This is a genomic window from Pseudomonas sp. DCA-1 (assembly GCF_046523955.1).
Classification (GTDB): Bacteria; Pseudomonadota; Gammaproteobacteria; order Pseudomonadales; family Pseudomonadaceae; genus Aquipseudomonas; species Aquipseudomonas putida_Y.
Window position 1 is genome coordinate 279,154 of record NZ_CP169881.1, and the last position, 19,787, is coordinate 298,940.

Sequence of the window (19,787 nt, forward strand, 5' to 3'; positions counted from 1 at the left end):
ATCTTTCGCTTCGGCCGAATCCGCATTGGTCAACGGCGCCGGGTGTAAGTCTTGATAACTGTGCATGTGTCAGCCTTTGTCGCCATCCTTGGGTAAGCTGCCGGCTCCGCGATCATGGCCGTGCCCACCGTGGTGGTGACCGAACAAATGCATCAGCGGGCACAACAATAAGATCGCATACGGCAATAGTAAGGAAATGTGGCCGTAGTGTTCGCGAGCGAAGTAAAAGAGTGCGATGACTAGCAGCATGCCGACTGCAATACCCGGCTTGCTGCGCCAGAAGGATGTCAGTGAATCGCGTGATGGAGGGGCATTGCTCATGAATGTTCTCCAGCGCCAGCAAAATAAATGAACTATTGCGGCCTGGAGGCTCGCCCGATTGCTCTCCAGGCTAATAGGGGGATTTTTGACACTCCTCTACGCTACTGGGCGGGCTTCTCAGCCGATTGTTGCATCGGCATACCAGACTGCTGTCCCATCATATTCGACTGCTGATCCATCATCTGCATCATCATGCCCATCATCTTCGAGTCCATCATTTGCATGTGCTGCCCCATGCCGGCCCCGCTGCAGCCCTTCTGCATCATGCCAAGACCATCCCTCATCGCAGTCATACCCTCTTGCATGGCAGCTTGCCGCTCCTCCGGGGTCTTGGCTGTGGCGATCTTGTCGTGAATGACCTGCATCTTTTTGATCTGCTCAGCCATGGCTTTGTCTTGGACAGTAGCAGCCTTGCTCTCAGTCGTTGCAGGCGAGGTGGCACTTTGCTCAGGATGGTGCTCTTCGGTAGCCGAAACGACCAGCGGGCTGCTGATTAGTAGGGCGGCAATCAGTGATTTAACGTGCGCACGCATAAAAGACTCCAAATATAGTCTGGTTCAAAGTGGTCCCCTAGCTAATAGTTGCTGTGGACACCTGCTACCACAGCATAATCGCCATGAAGCGCAGAGTCCTTGGTCAGCCATGGGCATATTAGTCAATGAAAATGACTCAGCAAATTTACCAATTACACTTAAGTTTAAATTGATTTGAATCAAGCGTCTTGGTGATAGGTCTTCGTGCCCAGCATTGGCTATTAGCCAGACTCTATCTGGCCTTAGCCCGCGTTCAAAATAGGTCACTCCTAACTTGAGCATGTAGCTTTCTTACTACGCTAGTCCTGTCCACCTGTCAGCAAGCTTAGGCAAACATTACATTTTTGTAATGTACATCTAGGATTATGCACAATTTGCGCAAACTTTACGTTCCGCTTCATCATTTCGACATATTGTTACCAACCGCTCTGAAAACAAAAATTCATAAACTTGGGATTTTGTAACCGCTCCATGAATCCCACATTCAAAGCGCATAGCTAATCTCGGATGCTGTGCTCTCGATTACTCTGGAGCCAGCCCGCCATGATGCGACCCGATGCCAAAGTGGAAAAAGTGTATCTCTACCCCAAGCCCGTCGATTTCCGAGAATCCATTGATGGCCTAGCCGCACTGGTAGAGCTGGACATCAAGGTCGCCGTTCTCGATCCAGTGCTTTTTGTCTTCCTCAACCAGCCGCGCAACCGAGTAAAGATTTTGTACTAGGAGCGTAACGGGTTCTGCCTTTGGCTCAAACGCTTGGAATCTGAGCGATTCAAAACATCGCCCGATGCCACCAACGAGGCGTTTGTCCTGACCGTCCAGGAACTCAACTGGCTACTCGACGGCTTCGACCTCTGGCGCAACCGTCCACATCAGGTTTTGACGCCGCGATTCGTGGCCTGAATCGGTATAATCAACGGCATGAATTCCATGCCCGAAGACCTCCCTGACGCCCCCTAATTGCTCAAGCAGATGCTTGCAAAGATGCAATCCCGGGGTGGTTTGCTCGAAGAGCAAGTTGCTCTGCCAAGGCAGCGCTTGTTTGCATGAAAAACCGAGCAGACGGTCGAACCAGCGACTCCGCAAATGACCCTGTTCAACGAAGCTGAATACGAAGCAGAGCCAGCGGACGAGGCTTCAGAGGAAGACGACCACGCGTCGCGGCAAGCGCAAGCCTCTGCCGACCGACCTGCCGTGTATCGACGTTATCCGCGAGCTTTCCGAACACGAACTGACTTGCGTCTGTGGTTGCCGCAAACACGCCATTGGCGAAAAAGTCAGTGAGCCGCTTGAAATCGTGCCGATGCAGATCCGTGGCATCAAACACGTTCGTAAAGTCTATGGTTGCCGCGATTGCGAGAGGGCACCGGCCACGGCGGACAAGCCAACTCAACTGATTGAAAAAAGCATGGCCAGTTCAAGTGTTCTGGCGATGCTGTTGACCACAAAATACATGGACGGTTTGCCGCTCCACCGCTTTGAAAAGTACTGGCTCGCTGGGTAATCCAATGCGGCGAACACTTCCAGCCGCTGCTGAACTTAATGCGCGATAGCCTGTTGGCCATACCCTAATGATTGGGGCTAAAGGCGTCTTGGTCGACCAACAGGGAAATTCAATCACCTACGAAAGCGAAGCCAGGTTATCAATGGCTTCGGTGAGATGCTTTGGCGGAGCTCCTCGCGCCTGCCCGAAACTATCCCAATGTCACTGGGGGCGCCTGTTTGATAAAGCCCCTCCAAATCGACTACCGAATCGCAACAAGCCTTGATTCAGTAAACGGAGAGAATCTCTGTTCGGAATCCTGAGGACAACTCCATTCGAAACAGGCTCTCCACCTCCAATACACCTGCGATAACCTCTTCCGCAGAGTTCGGTGACCGACTGACATGAAGATCTAGTGAACCGGCTATCTCCTCGATAGCGGCCTCTGGCTCTAGATCAGAGCAATCACTATCTAGGCGCAAAAGTTGGGTGTAATCCAGGACAGCAAGATCATCGGGCAGGTCTTCTGCAACCCGCTGGGAGAACTGAACCAACGAAGGCTCGGCGAGCACATACAGCCATGCCTGGTTATCTTCGCACCCAGTACGTCTCAGCACCCGGCCTAGCACTTGGCGGTAATGCGAAATTGCACGCCATTTGACCACCAGAAGTATTCCCGTTGACCAGGCATTTGCATTCCCACTGACCACCCATTTGCATTCGCACTGACCAGCAGTTGCATTGGCACTGACCAGCGATGGAAATCCTCCGGTTGATTTGTACTCGTTCCGCCTCTTCTTACCCTGCTATTCAGGAGTGCGAAAATGCTAATCACATGCCTGCCAGGGCTGCTACCTGCCTGCTGACGCAGCGGGCGAGTGTGATTACTTGAGCTACTGCCGCACAGCTGGGCTCTACCACGGAAGATCTGAAAGCGCCTCCACCCCAAGTGGTCTCTCGTTGGGGAGCCCGCAGAATTCGGAAAAAATCGTACCTAGGTTGTGTACGAAAAGTAATGTCGCAAACACCGCATGGCGCAAGCTAGTGAGACCATTGCGTCAAAGCTTTTCGCCAGCTTCTCGTAGCGCGTACCGATTCTCCGGTTCTCTTTTAACCAGCCAAACATTCGTAAGGCTACCTTGGAAAACGTGCAATAGACTCCCCTCTGCACGTTTCCTGGTTTCGGCTGCTAGAAATTTAAACTTTGAAACGCCCCAGGATCTGATCTTGCTGACCAACCTGATCTGTCATTGCGCGGCATTGGTGAACCTGACCTTCCGCACCACGGGATACCTCATGAGAGATATCACGAATGTTCGTGGTGTTGCGGTTGATTTCCTCTGTGGTTGCGCTTTGTTCTTCAGCTGCTGTGGCGATTTGCAGGTTCATGTCGTTGATGCGAGTAATCGCCAAACCGATGCGCTCAAGAATGTCGTTGGCAGCGCCGGCTTCTACAGCCGTCTGGCTGGCAGTATCACGACTGTGCTGAATTCGCATTTCCGCTTCCCGAACCCCGGATTGGAGCTTGTCGATCATCTCGCGGATTTCTCGCGTAGATTGCTGAGTTCTCGACGCAAGCGAGCGGACTTCATCAGCCACGACTGCAAAACCCCGACCAGTCTCACCAGCACGGGCAGCTTCGATTGCTGCATTGAGTGCCAGCAGGTTTGTCTGATCGGCGATAGCAGTGATTACAGAGAGAATCGAACCGATGTTGTTGCTCAGCTTGGTCAGCTCATTGATTGACTGGCTGGTCGAATCCATTTCAGTTGCCAGGTTCTGTATTGCGGACGTGGACTGAGCTACGACATGCACTCCGCTTTCAGCTTCTGCACTGGCCGCTTTCGCTGCTTGTGCAGCTCCCTGTGTGTTGCGTGCGACTTCTTCTGCCGTAGAGGCCATTTCGTGCATGGCTGTAGCGAGTTGATCGAGCTCTTGTAACTGCTGCTGCAAACGACCAGAAGACTGAGTTGCTTCGTCGGATGTCTCGTTGGCGCGTTTACGGACTAAGAGAGCGCTACCTTTCACCTCACCGATCATGATTTGCAGGTTTTGAAGGAAGCTATTGAACTCCTTAGACACCAGAGCGATTTCGTCATTCCCTGTGTCTGGAAGCCGGCGAGTCAGATCGCCATTTCCACTGTTCACTTCAATCAGTGAGCGATGAAGCCTATCGAGCGGCATGAGCAAGCGCTTCATGAGCAAACCCAGGAGAATCAAACTAATGAGAACCCCCAGGATGGTTGCAATCATAGCGCGATGGCTAAGATTGTCTGCTTCGGCCATCACAATGTCTTTGTCTAGAACCACCCCAATGTACCAATCGAGGCCTTTCAGGTTGATAAGGGGGGTGAAGGACACCAAATAATCCTTACCGCCGGCACTCACCTCGTGAAGCTCTTGGCCAAGAGCCGGGGTCTTGCCGCCGAACAATTCACTGTAGGGCTTAGCGTTAAATTTAGCGTCTGGGTGCGAAATTATGTTGCCGCTTTTGCTCATCAGAAACGCATAACCAGAACCATTAAAGTCCATGGTGTTAAGCGCATTGGCTACGACTTTCAGGTTGATGTCACCGCCAAACACACCCAGGAAGTTTCCATGGTCAGTGATTTTGGTTATGGCAGAAATCAAGGTTTCGCCAGATGTATTGTCAACGTATGGTTCAGTCAAGGCAGCCTGAGCACTATCACGCCCGACACCATACCATGGGCGCTTACGGCCATCCCAATCTGAGTTTGGGTTCCAGTCATTGCTGTTCTTGATCGGTTTACCATCTGCTTGCAGCGAACCGAATACCAGGAGGAACTCTTTCTTCAGAAGCGGTCTGTCAACGATGTGTTGGATTTTTTCGGGGCTGTAGTCGCTATCAATGGTTTCGGCCATCAGATCGATGATACGTAGCTTTCCGTTTAGCCAGTTTTCAATCTGCCGAGCCAGGGTGCTACTGATCGCGGAGATGCTTGCGGTCTCCCTCGAAACGATACTGCCCCTGACTGCGCTGACCTGTGACATCGACAGTAAACCTGTCGTGAGGAATAGCACTGTGGCGGCAGCTATACCAACTTTATGTACGATTTTCATGATTGACGCCTGGCTAAAGAGGTTTTGAAGTTTTTATTGTCTTGCACAGTGATGCGATTATGGGCGGGGGCGTCCATCCCATGGTTACTTCGTACAGAACCTAGAACACTGCGCAACAAACTGTTTCGTTTGCCTGAACTTGTGGATGGTGCTAAAAACTCGTTGAGTGCAGGAGAGGCACGTCCGTAATACGAAAATTTCTCCTGTCTTCGGAGAAACAGCCCAATTGTATTTATTGGGCTGCCATTTTTGATCGTGAAAGCCGCTGCAGGTAAACTTCAGCGACTATTTTAGCCCTTCCTTAGAGGTACCCTGAAGGATTTGCAGTGGATAACAATGTTGAAAAATCCGCTTGTAGAAGCCAAATTGGTGCGCACCTAGTTTAAGTGCACACCATGTCTAGACTAGGCCAAGTCAGGCGACTTAGACGGACGCCCTTAACACAACTCAGTGAACCTGGCTTTCTTGTTTTTCCCCAGGCTGGAAATGTGTTATCTGAAGCTTATTTTTGCGTACGAACTGATAAGACACACCCAGTATGATAAACCACAACGGGGCGCAGAGCAGGGCTTCGCGAGTATCAACCTCCAAGGTCAGTAACGCTAGGATGAAAGCAAAGAAGCCCAAGCACACCCACGCCATAAAAACGCCTCCGGGCATTTTGTACTTCGAGACCTTATGCTGTTCCGGCCGGTTTTTCCGGTAAGACAAATAAGACAACAGAATGATCGACCAGACGAACATGAACAAAATTGCGGAGATCGTAGTGATCAAGGTGAAGGCCGCCATCAGGTTCGGAATCAGGTACATCAACACTGCGCCTAACAATAAACAAATGCAGGAGAAAAACAGCCCGTTGGACGGAACGGAACGTGTAGATAATTTCTTGAAACTTTGTGGTGCATCGCCTTCCTGTGCCAAGCCGAAGAGCATACGGCTGGTTGAAAAAACTCCACTATTGGCAGACGATGCTGCCGACGTCAGCACCACAAAGTTGATGATGCTCGCGGCCGCAGGCAAGCCCGCAATAAGGAAAAGTTCAACAAAGGGGCTTTTATTAGCCACCACATCGCGCCAAGGGGTCACCGTCATGATGGCGATCAAAGCAAACACGTAGAAAATGATGATTCGAATCGGTATGGAGTTAATGGCGCGTGGCAGATTGCGCTCTGGGTTTTTTGCTTCAGCGGCCGTCGTGCCTACCAGTTCGATACCGACGAACGCGAAGACAGCGATCTGGAATCCTGCGAAAAAGCCCATGAGCCCGTGCGGAAACATGCCGCCGTCATTCCATAGATTGGCCATAGTGGGTATCTTGCCAATTGGCGATTGATAACCAGAGAATGCTAAATATGCGCCGGTACAAACTAAAGCACAAATAGCCACGATTTTAATCATGGCAAACCAGAACTCCATTTCTCCGAACATTTTCACGGTTATCAGGTTTAGTGACAACAACAATCCCACACAGGAGAGGGCTGGAGCCCATTGAGGAATATCTGGAAACCAGAACTGCGAATATGCGGAGATTGCGATGACATCGGCAATGCCAGTTATGATCCAGCAGAACCAATAGGTCCAGCCGGTAAAATAGCCAGCCCAGGGGCCTAGTAAATCCGAAGAGAAGTCGATAAAAGATTTGTAATTTAGATTCGACAGCAGCAACTCACCCATGGCGCGCATGACAAAAAACAGCATGAAACCAATAATCATATAGACAAAGATTATTGAAGGGCCTGCCAGACTGATGGTTTTGCCTGACCCCATGAACAGGCCCGTACCAATGGCCCCCCCGATAGCGATCAATTGTATATGACGGTTAGACAAGTTGCGTTTTAGATCGCTCTCTTGTCGACCCATTTTCGAAGAGGGTGCATTATTCTGCATTTTTAGCTCCACTACGTGAATCATGATTGTTTTTATGAGCTACATTGTTGCGACGACGTTCACCAATGGTACTGGCTATCACACGGCTGGGACGTTATGGCATCTGCATTTATTTATCGTTAATTAACGACTCACTCCTATTGCTTTGTTGATACAACAGCGGACACTTGTTTGTCGGCATGGTAAGAAGAACGCACCAAAGGTCCGGAAGCCACGTTCTTGAATCCCACCTTTAACGCTTGCTCGGCAAACCAGGCAAAGGTGTCCGGGTGCACGAAACGCTGCACCGGCAGGTGGCTGCGCGATGGCTGCAGGTATTGCCCCAGGGTCAGCATGTCGACCTGATGCTCACGCATGCGCTGCATCACCTCGATCACTTCTTCATCGGTCTCGCCCAGCCCGAGCATCAGCCCGGACTTGGTCGGCACGCCCGGTACGCGTTGCTTGAAGTTCTCCAGCAAATCCAGCGACCACTCGAAATCCGAGCCCGGCCGCGCGGCCTTGTACAGGCGTGGCACGGTTTCCAGGTTGTGGTTGAACACATCCGGCGGCTCCTGTTCGGTGATGGCCAGGGCCACGTCCATGCGCCCCCGGTAATCGGGCACCAGGGTTTCCAGCTGGATGCCTGGCGACAGCTTGCGGATCTCGCGCAGGCAATCGACGAAGTGCTGGGCGCCGCCATCGCGTAGGTCGTCGCGGTCCACCGAGGTGATTACCACGTACTTCAGCCGCAGGTCGGCGATGGCGATCGCCAGGTTCTTCGGCTCGTCGACGTCCAGCGGCTTGGGCCGGCCATGGCCGACATCGCAGAACGGGCAACGTCGGGTGCAGATGTCGCCCATGATCATGAACGTCGCCGTGCCGCCGGAGAAGCATTCGCCCAGGTTCGGGCACGAGGCTTCCTCGCAGACGCTGTGCAGCTTGTGCTTGCGCAGCAACGCCTTGACCCGCGCCACCTCGGGCGACGTGGGGATTTCCACGCGGATCCAGTCGGGCTTGCGCGGCACCTCTTCGGTGGGCAGGATCTTCACCGGGATACGCGCCACCTTTTCGGCACCGCGCAGTTTCACCCCGGCCTGCAATGGCAGCGGACGGGTGGCTTCAGGCAGGATTTCGTTCATGACCTTGCTCCAGTAATCGTGCCTTCAGCCACGGTAGTAACGCTGCACCACGAAAGGTGTCTTGACCACCTGCATCGGCACCAGCTTGCCGCGCACCTGGGCGAAGACTTCGGTCTCCAGTGCGGTGTAAGCGCTCTCCACATAACCCATCGCCAGCGGCCCGCCCAGGCTGGGGCCGAAACCGCCACTGGTAACGCGACCGATCACCTGTTCCTGGGCATTGACGATCAGTGCCCCTTCACGCACCGGCACGCGCTCCTTGGGCAACAGGCCGACGCGCTTGCTGAGCACGCCATCGCGCTGTTGGGCGAGGATGCGCTCGGCCCCGGGGAAGCCACCGGCGCGCACGCCATCGGCACGCCGGGCCTTGGAAATCGCCCAGGCCAAGCTGGCCTCGATCGGCGTGGTGCGCTGTTCCATGTCATGTCCGTACAGGCACAGGCCGGCTTCCAGGCGCAGCGAGTCGCGGGCGCCCAGGCCGATGGCCTTGACCTCGGGCTCGGCCAGCAGGGAACGGGCCAGCATCTGCGCGTCCTGCACCGGCACGGAGATCTCGTAGCCATCCTCGCCGGTATAACCCGAGCGGCTGACGTAGCAGTCGACGCCGAGCAACTTCACGCTGGCAAATTGCATGAAGGTCATGGCCTTGACCTGGGGCGCCAGTCGGCCCAGCACCGTGGCCGCCAGCGGGCCTTGCAAGGCGAGCAAGGCGCGGCTGTCGAACAGCGACTCGACCTCGCACTGGCCTTCCAGATGCTGCCTGAGGTGGGCCAGGTCCTGATCCTTGCAGGCGGCGTTGACCACCAGGAACAAATGATCACCAGCGTTGGCGACCATCAGGTCGTCGAGGATGCCGCCGTCTTCGTTGGTGAACAGCGCATAGCGTTGCATCCCCACCGCCAGGTCGACGATATCGACCGGCACCAGGGCTTCCAGGGCCTTGGCCGCACCGGCGCCGTGCAGGCGGATCTGGCCCATGTGCGAGACATCGAACAGGCCGGCCTGCTCGCGGGTGTGCAGGTGCTCCTTGAGCACGCCCAGCGGGTACTGGACCGGCATGTCATAGCCGGCAAAGGGCACCATGCGCGCGCCGAGTTCAAGGTGCAGGGTGTGCAGTGGGGTTTTTTGTAGTTGTTCGGTGGACATGGGTGACTCCTAGCATTCGATGATGTTGACAGCCAGACCGCCGCGAGCGGTCTCCTTGTATTTGCTTTTCATGTCGGCCCCGGTCTGGCGCATTGTCCGAATCACCTTGTCCAGTGAAACGAAATGCTGCCCATCCCCGCGCAGGGCCATGCGCGCGGCATTGATGGCCTTGACCGAACCCATGGCGTTGCGCTCGATGCAGGGCACCTGGACCAACCCGCCAATCGGGTCGCAGGTCAGACCCAGGTTGTGCTCCATGCCGATTTCGGCAGCGTTCTCGACCTGTTGAACCGTGCCACCGAGCACTTCGCACAGCGCGCCGGCCGCCATCGAGCAGGCCACCCCAACTTCACCCTGGCAGCCGACTTCGGCGCCGGAGATCGACGCGTTTTCCTTGTAGAGAATGCCGATAGCCGCCGCCGTGAGCAGAAAGCGCACCACGCCGTCCTCGTTGGCGCCCGGTACGAAGCGCGTGTAGTAATGCAGCACCGCCGGGATGATGCCGGCCGCGCCGTTGGTGGGTGCGGTGACTACGCGGCCGCCGCTGGCGTTCTCCTCGTTCACCGCCAAGGCGTAGAGGTTGACCCAGTCGAGCACCGAGAGGCTGTCCCTGAGGTTGGCTTCCGGATTGGCATTGAGCTGACGGTGCAGCGCCGCGGCACGGCGCTTGACCTTGAGCCCGCCGGGCATGATCCCTTCGTTGCGGCAGCCGGCCTGGACGCAGTCCTGCATCACCTGCCAGATCTGCAGCAGGCCCTGGCGGGTCTGCTCCGGGCTGCGCCAGGCTTTTTCGTTCTCGACCATCAACTGGCTGACCGAGAGCCCGTGCTGGGTGCATTGCGCCAACAGATCGCGCCCGCTGAGGAAGGGATAGCGCAGCGGCGTGCGGTCTTCGACGATGCGGTCGACGCCAACGGCCTCCTCGTCCACCACGAAACCGCCGCCCACCGAGTAATACTCGCGACTGCACAGCTGCAGGCCGGCAGCATCGAAAGCGCGCAGGATCATGCCGTTGGGGTGGTAGGGCAAGGGTTTGCGGATCATCGCCAAGTGTTCTTTCTCGACGAAACGGATGGTCTTCTCACCCAGCAGCGACAACGTGCCGGAACCGCGAATCGTCGCCAGGCGGTCCGCCACCGTCGAGGTATCGACGGTGTCCGGGTACTCACCCTCGAACCCCAGCAGCACCGCCTTGTCGCTACCGTGGCCCTTGCCGGTGGCGCCGAGCGAGCCGTACAACTCGGCGCGCAAGCTTTCCACTTGGGCCAGCAGCCCTTGGGCCCTGAGCCCTTCGGCGAAGCGCACAGCTGCGCGCATTGGCCCGACCGTGTGGGAACTGGAAGGGCCGATGCCCACCTTGAACAGATCAAAAACACTTAGCGACATACATGCCTCCGCAATCAAACCCTGCTTCTTGGTAAACCCTGCTTGTGGTCAGGCCGGGTAAACCGGGAACCTCGCACAAAGCCCGGCAACCTGCTTGGCCACCTGGGCCTCGACATCGGCATCGCCAAGGTGGTCGAGGATGTCGCAGATCCAGGTTGCCAGGGCACGGCATTCCGGCACCTGGAAGCCTCGGGTGGTGACTGCCGGTGTGCCGATGCGCAGGCCCGAGGTCACGAACGGCGACTGCGGGTCGTTGGGCACAGCATTCTTGTTCACGGTGATATGGGCGCGGCCGAGGGCGGAGTCGGCGTCCTTGCCGGTAATGCCCTGACGAATCAGGCTGACCAGGAACAGGTGGTTGTCGGTGCCACCGGAGACCACGTCGTAGCCGCGCTGCTTGAAGATTTCCGCCATGGCCTGGGCATTCTTGATCACCTGGAACTGGTACTCCTTGAAGCCCGGCTCCAGCGCTTCCTTGAAGCACACGGCCTTGGCCGCGATCACGTGCATCAACGGCCCGCCCTGCCCGCCGGGGAACACCGCCGAGTTGAGCTTCTTCTCCAGGTCCGGATCGGCCTTGGCCAGGATCAACCCGCCGCGTGGGCCGCGCAGGGTCTTGTGGGTGGTGGTGGTGACCACGTCGGCGTACGGCAACGGGTTCGGATACAGGCCGGCGGCGACCAGACCGGCGACGTGGGCCATGTCGACGAACAGATAAGCACCGACCTTGTCGGCGATGGCGCGGAAGCGCGGGAAGTCCAGGGTCTTGGAGTAGGCCGAGAAACCCGCCACGATCAGCTTCGGCTTGTGCTCAACGGCCAGGCGCTCGACCTCGTCGTAATCGATCAGGCCGTCACCGTTGATCCCATATTGCACGGCGTTGTACAGCTTGCCGGATGAGCTGACCTTGGCGCCGTGGGTCAGGTGGCCGCCGTGGGCCAGGCTCATGCCCAGAATGGTATCGCCAGCCTGCAACAGGGCCAGGTAGACCGCCGCGTTGGCCTGGGAACCGGAATGCGGCTGCACGTTGGCATAGCCTGCGCCGAACAGCTGCTTGGCGCGATCGATGGCCAGTTGCTCGACCACATCGACGTGTTCGCAGCCACCGTAGTAGCGCTTGCCCGGGTAGCCCTCGGCATACTTGTTGGTCAGCTCGGTGCCCTGGGCCTGCATTACCTGCGGGCTGGTGTAGTTCTCCGAGGCAATCAGCTCGATGTGATCTTCCTGGCGTTGGGCTTCGCGGCTGATGGCAGCAAACAGCGCAGGGTCGAAATCGGACAGGGTCACGCTTTTATGAAACATGCTCGTATTTCCTTCTTGTTCGGGTGACAGACTTGGCTGCGGCAAGGCCCGGACCGCGTCCGGGCCAAGACCATCAGGCTTCCTGGTAGATCGACATGGGTGGGCAGGCGCAGGCCAGGTTGCGGTCGCCGTAGACGTTGTCCACGCGTCCCACCGGCGGCCAGTACTTGCTCTCGCGCAGCGAAGTGAGCGGGTACACCGCCAGCTCGCGGCTGTAGCTGTGGTTCCATTCGCCGACCAGTTCGGCGGCGGTATGCGGCGCGTTCTTCAGCGGGTTGTCGTCCTTGTCCAGGGTGCCGTTTTCCACCGCACGGATTTCCTCGCGGATGCTGATCATCGCGTCGCAGAAGCGGTCCAGCTCCTCCTTGGACTCGCTCTCGGTCGGCTCGACCATCAAGGTCCCGGCCACCGGGAAGGACATGGTCGGGGCGTGGAAACCGAAGTCGATCAAACGCTTGGCCACGTCCTCGACGCTGATGCCGCTGCTGTCCTTGAGCGGGCGCAGGTCGAGGATGCATTCGTGGGCGACCAGGCCGTTCTCGCCGGTGTACAGCACCGGGTAGTGCTCCTCCAGGCGCCGGGCGATGTAGTTGGCACTGAGAATCGCCAACTGCGAAGCACGCTTGAGGCCTTCGCCGCCCATCATGCGGATGTACATCCAGGTAATCGGCAGGATGCTCGCGCTGCCGTAAGGCGCCGCGCACACCGCGCCTTCCTTGCGCTCCATGTGGCCGTGGCCAGGCAGGAACGGCGCCAGGTGCGCCTTGACGCCGATCGGGCCGACGCCCGGACCGCCACCGCCATGGGGGATGCAGAAGGTCTTGTGCAGGTTCAAGTGCGACACGTCACCGCCGAACTTGCCCGGTGCACAGAGGCCGACCATGGCGTTCATGTTGGCGCCGTCCAGGTACACCTGGCCGCCGTGCGCATGGATGATGTCGCAGATCCGGGTGATGCCGTCCTCGAACACGCCATGGGTCGAGGGGTAAGTGATCATCAGCGCGGCCAGGCGATCCTTGTGCTGCTCGGCCTTGCGTTGCAGGTCCGCCACATCGACGTTGCCGCGGGCATCGCAATCGACCACGACCACACGCATGCCGGCCATCTGTGCGGTGGCCGGGTTGGTGCCATGGGCCGAGGACGGGATCAGGCAGACATCACGCCCGGCCTCGCCACGGCTGGCGTGGTAAGCACGGATGGCCAACAGGCCGGCGTACTCGCCCTGGGAGCCGGCATTGGGCTGCAGGGACATGGCGTCGTAACCGGTGGCGGCGCAGAGCATGGCTTCCAGCTCGTCGGTCAGCTCGCGGTAACCCAGTGACTGCCCGGCCGGGGCAAAGGGGTGCAAGGCGCCGAACTCGGGCCAGGTGATCGGGATCATCTCGCTGGCGGCGTTGAGCTTCATGGTGCACGAGCCCAGCGCGATCATGGTGCGGTCCAGGGCTAGGTCCTTGTCGGCCAGGCGGCGCAGGTAACGCATCAGCTCGGTTTCGGAGTGATAGCGGTTGAACACTTCGTGCTGCAGGAACGGCGTCTCGCGCAGCAGCGACAACGGCAGGCAGTCACCGGTGCTGACGGCAAGCTGGTCGAAGTCCGGCAGGATCTGGCCCGGCGCGGCGAAGACTTCCCACAGCGCCTCAACGCTGGCCTGCTCGCAGGTTTCATCCAGCGACAGCCCGACGCGCACGTCATCGATCAAACGCAGGTTGAGGCGTGCCGCATTGGCAGCGGCCAGGACATCGGCCAGCGGGCGGGCGGTAACGACGCTGACGGTGTCGAAGAAATGCTCCTGCTCGACTTGATGGCCGAGTTGCAGCAAACCCTGCACCAGGATCGAGGTCAGGCGATGCACGCGCCGGGCGATCTGCTCCAGGCCCTGCGGACCGTGATAGACCGCGTACATGCTGGCAATATTGGCCAGCAGCACTTGCGCGGTGCAGATGTTGCTGGTGGCCTTTTCGCGACGGATGTGTTGTTCGCGGGTCTGCATGGCCAGGCGCAGGGCCGGCTTGCCGAAGCGGTCGATGGACACGCCGACCAGACGGCCCGGCATGTCGCGCTTGAAGGCATCGCGGGTGGCGAAGAAGGCCGCGTGCGGGCCGCCAAAACCCAGCGGCACGCCGAAGCGCTGGGCACTGCCCAACACTACATCGGCGCCGAACTCGCCGGGCGCTGCCAGCAAGGTCAGGGCCAGCAGGTCGGCGGCCACGGCCACCAATGCACCGGCTTCGTGAGCACGCTGCACCAAGGCACGATGGTCCGGGATATCGCCGGTGCTGGCCGGGTATTGCAGCAGCAGGCCGAAATAGCCGTCGAGGCCTTCCTGCTCCAGCTCCGACTCTTCGCCGATCACCACCTCGATGCCCAGTGGCTCGGCGCGGGTGCGTAGCACATCGAGGGTTTGCGGGTGGCAGTGGCGGGAGACGAAAAAGGCCGGGGCCTTGTTCTTCGCCAGGCGCTTGCAGAAGGTCATGGCCTCGGCGGCAGCGGTGGCTTCATCGAGCAAGGAGGCGTTAGCGATCTGCATCCCGGTCAAGTCGATGATCAGGGTCTGGAAATTCAGCAGCGCTTCCAGGCGGCCCTGGGAAATCTCCGGCTGGTACGGCGTGTACGCCGTGTACCAGGCCGGGTTTTCCAGCAGGTTGCGCAGGATCGGCGTCGGCGTATGGCAAGGGAAATAGCCTTGGCCGATGTGGTTGCGAAACAGCTCGTTCTTCGCGGCGATGGTCTTGATCGCGGCCAGGGCTTCGGTCTCGCCCTGCCCCTTGGACAGCTCGAGCACGCTGGTGCCCTTGATGCTGTCGGGGATGACGCTGTCGATCAGCGCATCGAGCGAATCGTGGCCGGTCAGCGCCAGCATGGCGTCGATATCGCCCTCGCGCGGGCCGATGTGGCGGGCAATGAACTCGTTGTCCGTGCCCAGCGGGATATGTGCTCTGGTCATGTCGGCACCTTGGCTTAGGCGTTATCGGCCAGGAAGCGGTCGTAACCGTCCTGGTCCATCAAACTGTCGAGGGCTTCGAGGCTCGCCACGCGGATGCGGAAGAACCAGCCCGCCTGCATGGGCGAGGCATTGACCAACTCGGGGTCGTCGGCCAGGGCCTGGTTGACCGCCACCACTTCGCCGGTCAGCGGCATGCTGATGTTGCTGGCGGCCTTGACCGATTCCAGCACCGCGACTTCATTCCCTTCACCGTATTGGCCCAGCTCAGGCAATTGCACGAACACCACGTCACCGAGGGCTTCCTGGGCAAAGGTGGTGATGCCGACGGTAAGCTCGCCGGTCTCTTCCAGGCGCAGCCATTCATGTTCGTGGGTAAAACGCAGAGTGCTCATGGATCTTCCTCTTGTTATCAGGTGGGTCCCGGTGCAGGACTGATTGGGACTGACTGAACAAAAGCAAGGGCAATGCCAATTAATTAAAATGCTTATTAATCAATAAGTTACGTACTTTTTTGTTGTTTTCAAGAGTGCGCATGGAACGAAATCGCTCCGACCTGCAGAGTCCTTCAGCAGCTGTTTACGGGTGAACCCAACGAACGGCGCGGCTTGCGCCCAACTGGAGCAAAATCACTCCAGTGGAGCGCAATCGAACCGGGTTCGTTACGAAGACCGATTGGCGATGCCGTATTTGCGCAAGCGCTGGCCGATGGCGGTATGGGAAGTCTGCAGGCGCACCGCCAGTTGCCGGGTCGAGGGATAGGCCGCGTAGAACTTCTCCAGCAGGGACTTTTCGAACCCCTGCACCGCCGCTTCCAGGCTGGTGACTTCCAGCGCGTCGGCCTGCTGGCTGCTCAAGACCGTGCCGGCCAGCTCCAGACCGTCGCAATCAATCACATCTCCCTCGCTGATAGCCGCCGCACGGAAGATCACATTCTGCAACTGGCGCACGTTGCCCGCCCAGCGATTGCTCAGCAGCAGCGGATGGGTTGCCGGGGCCAGTCGGCAAGGCGAACGCTGGATCTGTGCGCAGGCCTGGCGCAGGAAATGCTCGGCGAGCAGGAGGATGTCCTGCCCGCGCTCGCGCAGGGGCGGCACCATTAGGTTGAGCACGTTGAGGCGGTAGTAGAGGTCCTCGCGGAAGCTGCCTTCCGCCACCATGCGTTCCAGATTGCGGTGAGTGGCACAGAGTACCCGCACATTCACCCGCACCTCACTGTCGCCACCGACGCGGCGAAAGCTCCCGTCGCTGAGAAAACGCAGCAGCTTGGCCTGCAGGTAAGGCGACATCTCGCCCACTTCGTCGAGAAACACGGTACCGCCGTCGGCCAGCTCCAGGAGACCCGGCTTGCCGCCGCGCTGGGCGCCGGTGAAGGCTCCGGCCGAGTAACCGAACAGCTCGCTCTCGGCCAGGCTCTCTGGCAGCGCCGCGCAGTTCAGCGCAAGGAAGGACGCGTCGCGCCGGGCGCTCAGGGCATGACAGGCGCGGGCCACCAGCTCCTTGCCAGTGCCGGTTTCGCCTTGGATCAAAAGCGGCGCATCCAGGCTGGCCACCTTGTGCAGGCGCGCCTTGAGATCCTTGAGCACCGCCGACTTGCCCAGTAATGCCTCCAGCCCCTCGGCATGGTCATGAAGCAGCGAGGCCAGGCGCTCGCCGATGCGGCTCGGCGGGTAGAGGGTGAGCAGGCCGCCCACCAGCGCATCTGCCTCGCCGCTGATGGGTGTGGCGTCCAGCAGCAGGGCCTGGCCCTGGAAGCTCACCTCGCACATGGGCAGGCGGAAGCCCCTATCAATCAGGGTCTGCGCCAGGTCCGGCTCGGCGAACAGGTTGGACAACGGCTCACCTGCCGGCTCGCGACCGTAGAGGCCGACCAGGGTGGGGTTGGCCAGCAGCACATGGCCGCCGGGGTCCACCGCCAGCACCGGATCGCTCATCGCAGCGAGCAAGGCCTCCAATTGCAGGCGTCGGCGCTGGCCGGGGAGGATGTCCACCAGCTCCACCGCCTGCACGCCGGCCACCCGCAGCAGGGCATCGTGGAGCTCGTCCAGCACGGCCTGGGACAGGGTCGGGGCGTCGATGTAGACGTTGGGCGGGATCATTTCCACCGCGTCCAAATTGAGGTTGCGCGCGCCCAGCAGTGCCAGGACTTCCTGGGTAATGCCGACGCGGTCGATAAAGGTGACGTGGATTCGCATGGCGGGTCCTGCGTGTCGTTATACCGTGGGCACGGCGGTTCGGGCGCCTTGCATCAGTATCATGGTAGTCATTGCCGAACTTGGAGCCTGCAGTCAAAAAACGACAGGGGGACGGCACGCCCTGTGCCGTCCCCCTGGACAAAAGCAATACCGTGAATGTGGCTACTGATCCGCTTCGTATGACAGGTGCACGCTCTCCGACTTGCTCCGGCGGATAGATCGATAAGACAAGCCCAGCACTACAAACCAGACAGGCACGAAGAACAATGCTGTTCGGGTGTCTTCTTCCAGGGCCAGCAATGCAACCATGAATGCGAAGAAGGTCAGGCAGATCCAGGTCATGACTATTCCGCCCGGCATCTTGTAATTCGATGAGCGATGCAGGCCATCGCGCTTCTTGCGATACGCCAGGTAGGACAGCAGGATCATCGACCAGACGAACATGAACAGGATTGCCGAGACCGTGGTGATCAGGGTGAAGGCATCCAGCATGTTCGGAACAAGGTAGATCACCAGCGCACCCGACAACAGGCAAACACAGGAAAAGATCAGTCCGTTGGAGGGCACTGCGCGCTTGGACAGAACTTTGAACTTGCCGGGTGCATCGCCATCCAGCGCCAGGCCGAAAAGCATGCGGCTGGTTGAAAAGACACCGCTATTGGCGGAAGAAGCCGCGGAGGTGAGCACCACGAAGTTGATGATCCCCGCAGCTGCCGGCAGGCCGGCCAGCACAAAGAGTTCGACGAAAGGACTCTTGTCGGCAACGACTTCGCGCCACGGGGTAACGGCCATGATGGCAATCAGCGCGAACACATAGAACACGATGATGCGCAGCGGAATGGAATTGATCGCCCGCGGAAGATTGTGCTCCGGGTTCTTGGTTTCTGCGGCGGTCGTGCCCACCAGTTCAATCCCGGCGAAGGCGAAGATAGCGATCTGGAAGCCGGCGAAGAATCCCATGGCGCCGTGGGGGAACATCCCGCCGTCATTCCATAGGTTGGCCAGGGACGCGACGTTGCCGGCAGGCGACTGATAGGCCGCGACCACCATGTAAAGCCCGGTGCAGACCAGGGCGCAAATGGCCACGATCTTGATCATGGCGAACCAGAACTCCAGTTCGCCGAACATCTTCACGGTAATCAGGTTGAGCGACAGCAACAGGCCAACGCAGCTGAGTGCCGGTAACCATTGAGGGATATCCGGGAACCAGAAGTGTGAATAGGCGGATATGGCGATAACGTCTGCAATGCCGGTGACTATCCAGCAGAACCAGTAGGTCCATCCGGTGAAAAAACCGGCCCAGGGTCCCAGGAGATCGGCCGAGAAATCGATGAAAGACTTGTACTTGAGGTTGGACAGTAGCAACTCGCCCATGGCCCGCATGACGAAGAACAGCATGAAGCCAATGATCATGTAGACGAAGATGATCGAGGGGCCGGCCAGACTGATGGTCTTGCCAGAACCCATAAACAGGCCGGTGCCTATTGCACCGCCGATGGCGATCAACTGGATATGGCGATTGGACAGATTGCGTTTGAGTTCGTGTTCTTCACTATCAGGCGGACGGTGACCAGGAGTCGAATGTTTCATTGTTCTTTTACCTTGCAAGTTGAATTGTTTTTATAAGATTCACAAGTTCAAACACAAAGTGCTTGGCGGCTATATCGGAAAAATTCCGATATCTGGATTGAAGTCCGAATTAATATGTGCTATCTCCAAGATTCCTCCTCGTCTTGCTCGTGGTCCTACAACCCAACAAACAACTTGCTTATCGGGCCGGACAGAAGGGTATTAGCAAGGGCTATGCCAGACGCGGAAATACCGCTGAAGTGCCCGTTTACGCACAGGTGTTCTTTTCCCGGTGTAATGAAATCGTTCCGGAAAAAGTGGTTCCCGGGGCGTTAATCAGAACGTAGAGGTCGTAAACCGTGCCTCCCGGCCCAACGGAGCGATATCGCTCCGATGGAACGCTTTCGACCCGTCAGTCCGGTCTAGCCAGGGCTTACCGGGTGATGCCGACGCCAGGCCCCCGATGCGGTTATTTCTGCGCGGCGATGGCGCGGGAGCAGTGCAGTAGTTCGTCAAGGAAGCCAGTCGAAGCCTTTGTTCGTACGCTAACCAATCTACACGCTGTCGATGCAAGTGCAGCAATGCCCTCCCGTATCGAGTCAAACAACCGAAATCCGCTCGAAAGAGGTTTATGCGCCGTGGCGCGAGGGATCGCCGGCAGCACCGAGTAGTAAATAATGTTCTACCTATCCTCGAGTACCTGGGATGGGCGCGAATTGATGGCCAAAGCGTGCCAAATACCGCTTGGCTAGATCCGTCAGTGCTCTGATTTTCCGCGAGCCACCCTTGGATGGCCGAACCTATATAAAGGTTGACTAATTC

At 58.2% G+C, this 19,787-nt stretch carries 12 protein-coding genes and 4 pseudogenes; 2 read left to right on the forward strand and 14 right to left on the reverse strand.

Translation table 11 applies throughout. The annotated features are described in order from the left end of the window. Positions 1–69 precede the first annotated feature (69 nt). Together ACE4QZ_RS01410 and ACE4QZ_RS01415 are read right to left on the reverse strand one after the other, a co-directional pair. A complete protein-coding gene (locus ACE4QZ_RS01410; RefSeq protein WP_410480335.1) occupies positions 70–321 on the reverse strand; it encodes a DUF2933 domain-containing protein in 252 nt (83 codons plus the stop codon). A 101-nt stretch (positions 322–422) separates the two neighbouring features. Then, positions 423–854 (reverse strand): hypothetical protein, encoded by a 432-nt coding sequence (locus tag ACE4QZ_RS01415; RefSeq protein ID WP_410480336.1) that lies wholly within the window; start codon positions 852–854, stop codon positions 423–425. A 546-nt stretch (positions 855–1,400) separates the two neighbouring features. On the opposite strand from ACE4QZ_RS01415, the pseudogene tnpB reads away from it, so the two are divergent. Both tnpB and ACE4QZ_RS01425 read left to right on the forward strand, forming a co-directional pair. Beyond that, positions 1,401–1,757: pseudogene (gene tnpB, locus ACE4QZ_RS01420) on the forward strand (IS66 family insertion sequence element accessory protein TnpB). A gap of 69 nt (positions 1,758–1,826) precedes the next feature. Continuing rightward, positions 1,827–2,423 (forward strand): annotated as a pseudogene (locus ACE4QZ_RS01425) (transposase); the annotation flags it as partial. Positions 2,424–3,331: 908 nt separating this feature from the next. Here ACE4QZ_RS01425 and ACE4QZ_RS01430 read toward each other — a convergent pair. The 12 genes and pseudogenes from ACE4QZ_RS01430 to cycA (ACE4QZ_RS01485) all read right to left on the reverse strand — a co-directional run. After that, positions 3,332–3,466, reverse strand: a pseudogene (locus ACE4QZ_RS01430) (IS5/IS1182 family transposase); the annotation flags it as partial. A 68-nt stretch (positions 3,467–3,534) separates the two neighbouring features. Further along, positions 3,535–4,377: a methyl-accepting chemotaxis protein gene (locus ACE4QZ_RS01435; protein ID WP_410480470.1), complete on the reverse strand. Its 843-nt coding sequence runs from the start codon at positions 4,375–4,377 to the stop codon at positions 3,535–3,537. 63 nt (positions 4,378–4,440) lie between these two features. Further along, a pseudogene (locus ACE4QZ_RS01440) lies at positions 4,441–5,418 on the reverse strand (cache domain-containing protein); the annotation flags it as partial. 447 nt (positions 5,419–5,865) lie between these two features. After that, positions 5,866–7,305: a D-serine/D-alanine/glycine transporter gene (gene cycA, locus ACE4QZ_RS01445; RefSeq protein WP_410480337.1), complete on the reverse strand. Its 1,440-nt coding sequence runs from the start codon at positions 7,303–7,305 to the stop codon at positions 5,866–5,868. 137 nt (positions 7,306–7,442) lie between these two features. Further along, positions 7,443–8,426 carry a lipoyl synthase gene (gene lipA, locus ACE4QZ_RS01450; RefSeq protein WP_410480338.1) on the reverse strand — a complete coding sequence of 328 codons (984 nt, stop codon included), beginning with the start codon at positions 8,424–8,426 and terminating at the stop codon, positions 7,443–7,445. 24 nt (positions 8,427–8,450) lie between these two features. After that, positions 8,451–9,572 (reverse strand): glycine cleavage system aminomethyltransferase GcvT, encoded by a 1,122-nt coding sequence (gene gcvT, locus ACE4QZ_RS01455; protein ID WP_410480339.1) that lies wholly within the window; start codon positions 9,570–9,572, stop codon positions 8,451–8,453. 9 nt (positions 9,573–9,581) lie between these two features. Beyond that, positions 9,582–10,958, reverse strand: a complete 1,377-nt coding sequence (locus tag ACE4QZ_RS01460; protein ID WP_410480340.1) for an L-serine ammonia-lyase — start codon at positions 10,956–10,958, stop codon at positions 9,582–9,584. Between the two features lie 48 nt (positions 10,959–11,006). Continuing rightward, entirely contained in the window at positions 11,007–12,260 is a 1,254-nt protein-coding gene (gene glyA, locus ACE4QZ_RS01465) for a serine hydroxymethyltransferase (protein ID WP_410480341.1), read from the reverse strand. A 73-nt stretch (positions 12,261–12,333) separates the two neighbouring features. After that, the gene (gene gcvP / locus ACE4QZ_RS01470; RefSeq protein WP_410480342.1) at positions 12,334–15,204 is read right to left on the reverse strand and encodes an aminomethyl-transferring glycine dehydrogenase; all 2,871 of its coding nucleotides are present in this window, start codon (positions 15,202–15,204) and stop codon (positions 12,334–12,336) included. A gap of 14 nt (positions 15,205–15,218) precedes the next feature. Further along, positions 15,219–15,596 (reverse strand): glycine cleavage system protein GcvH, encoded by a 378-nt coding sequence (gcvH, locus tag ACE4QZ_RS01475; RefSeq protein WP_410480343.1) that lies wholly within the window; start codon positions 15,594–15,596, stop codon positions 15,219–15,221. A 267-nt stretch (positions 15,597–15,863) separates the two neighbouring features. Further along, positions 15,864–17,396, reverse strand: a complete 1,533-nt coding sequence (locus tag ACE4QZ_RS01480; RefSeq protein WP_410480344.1) for a sigma-54-dependent transcriptional regulator — start codon at positions 17,394–17,396, stop codon at positions 15,864–15,866. A 162-nt stretch (positions 17,397–17,558) separates the two neighbouring features. Then, complete coding sequence (gene cycA / locus ACE4QZ_RS01485; protein WP_410480471.1) at positions 17,559–18,986, reverse strand: D-serine/D-alanine/glycine transporter; 1,428 nt, start codon at positions 18,984–18,986, stop codon at positions 17,559–17,561. Between the last annotated feature and the right edge of the window lie 801 nt (positions 18,987–19,787).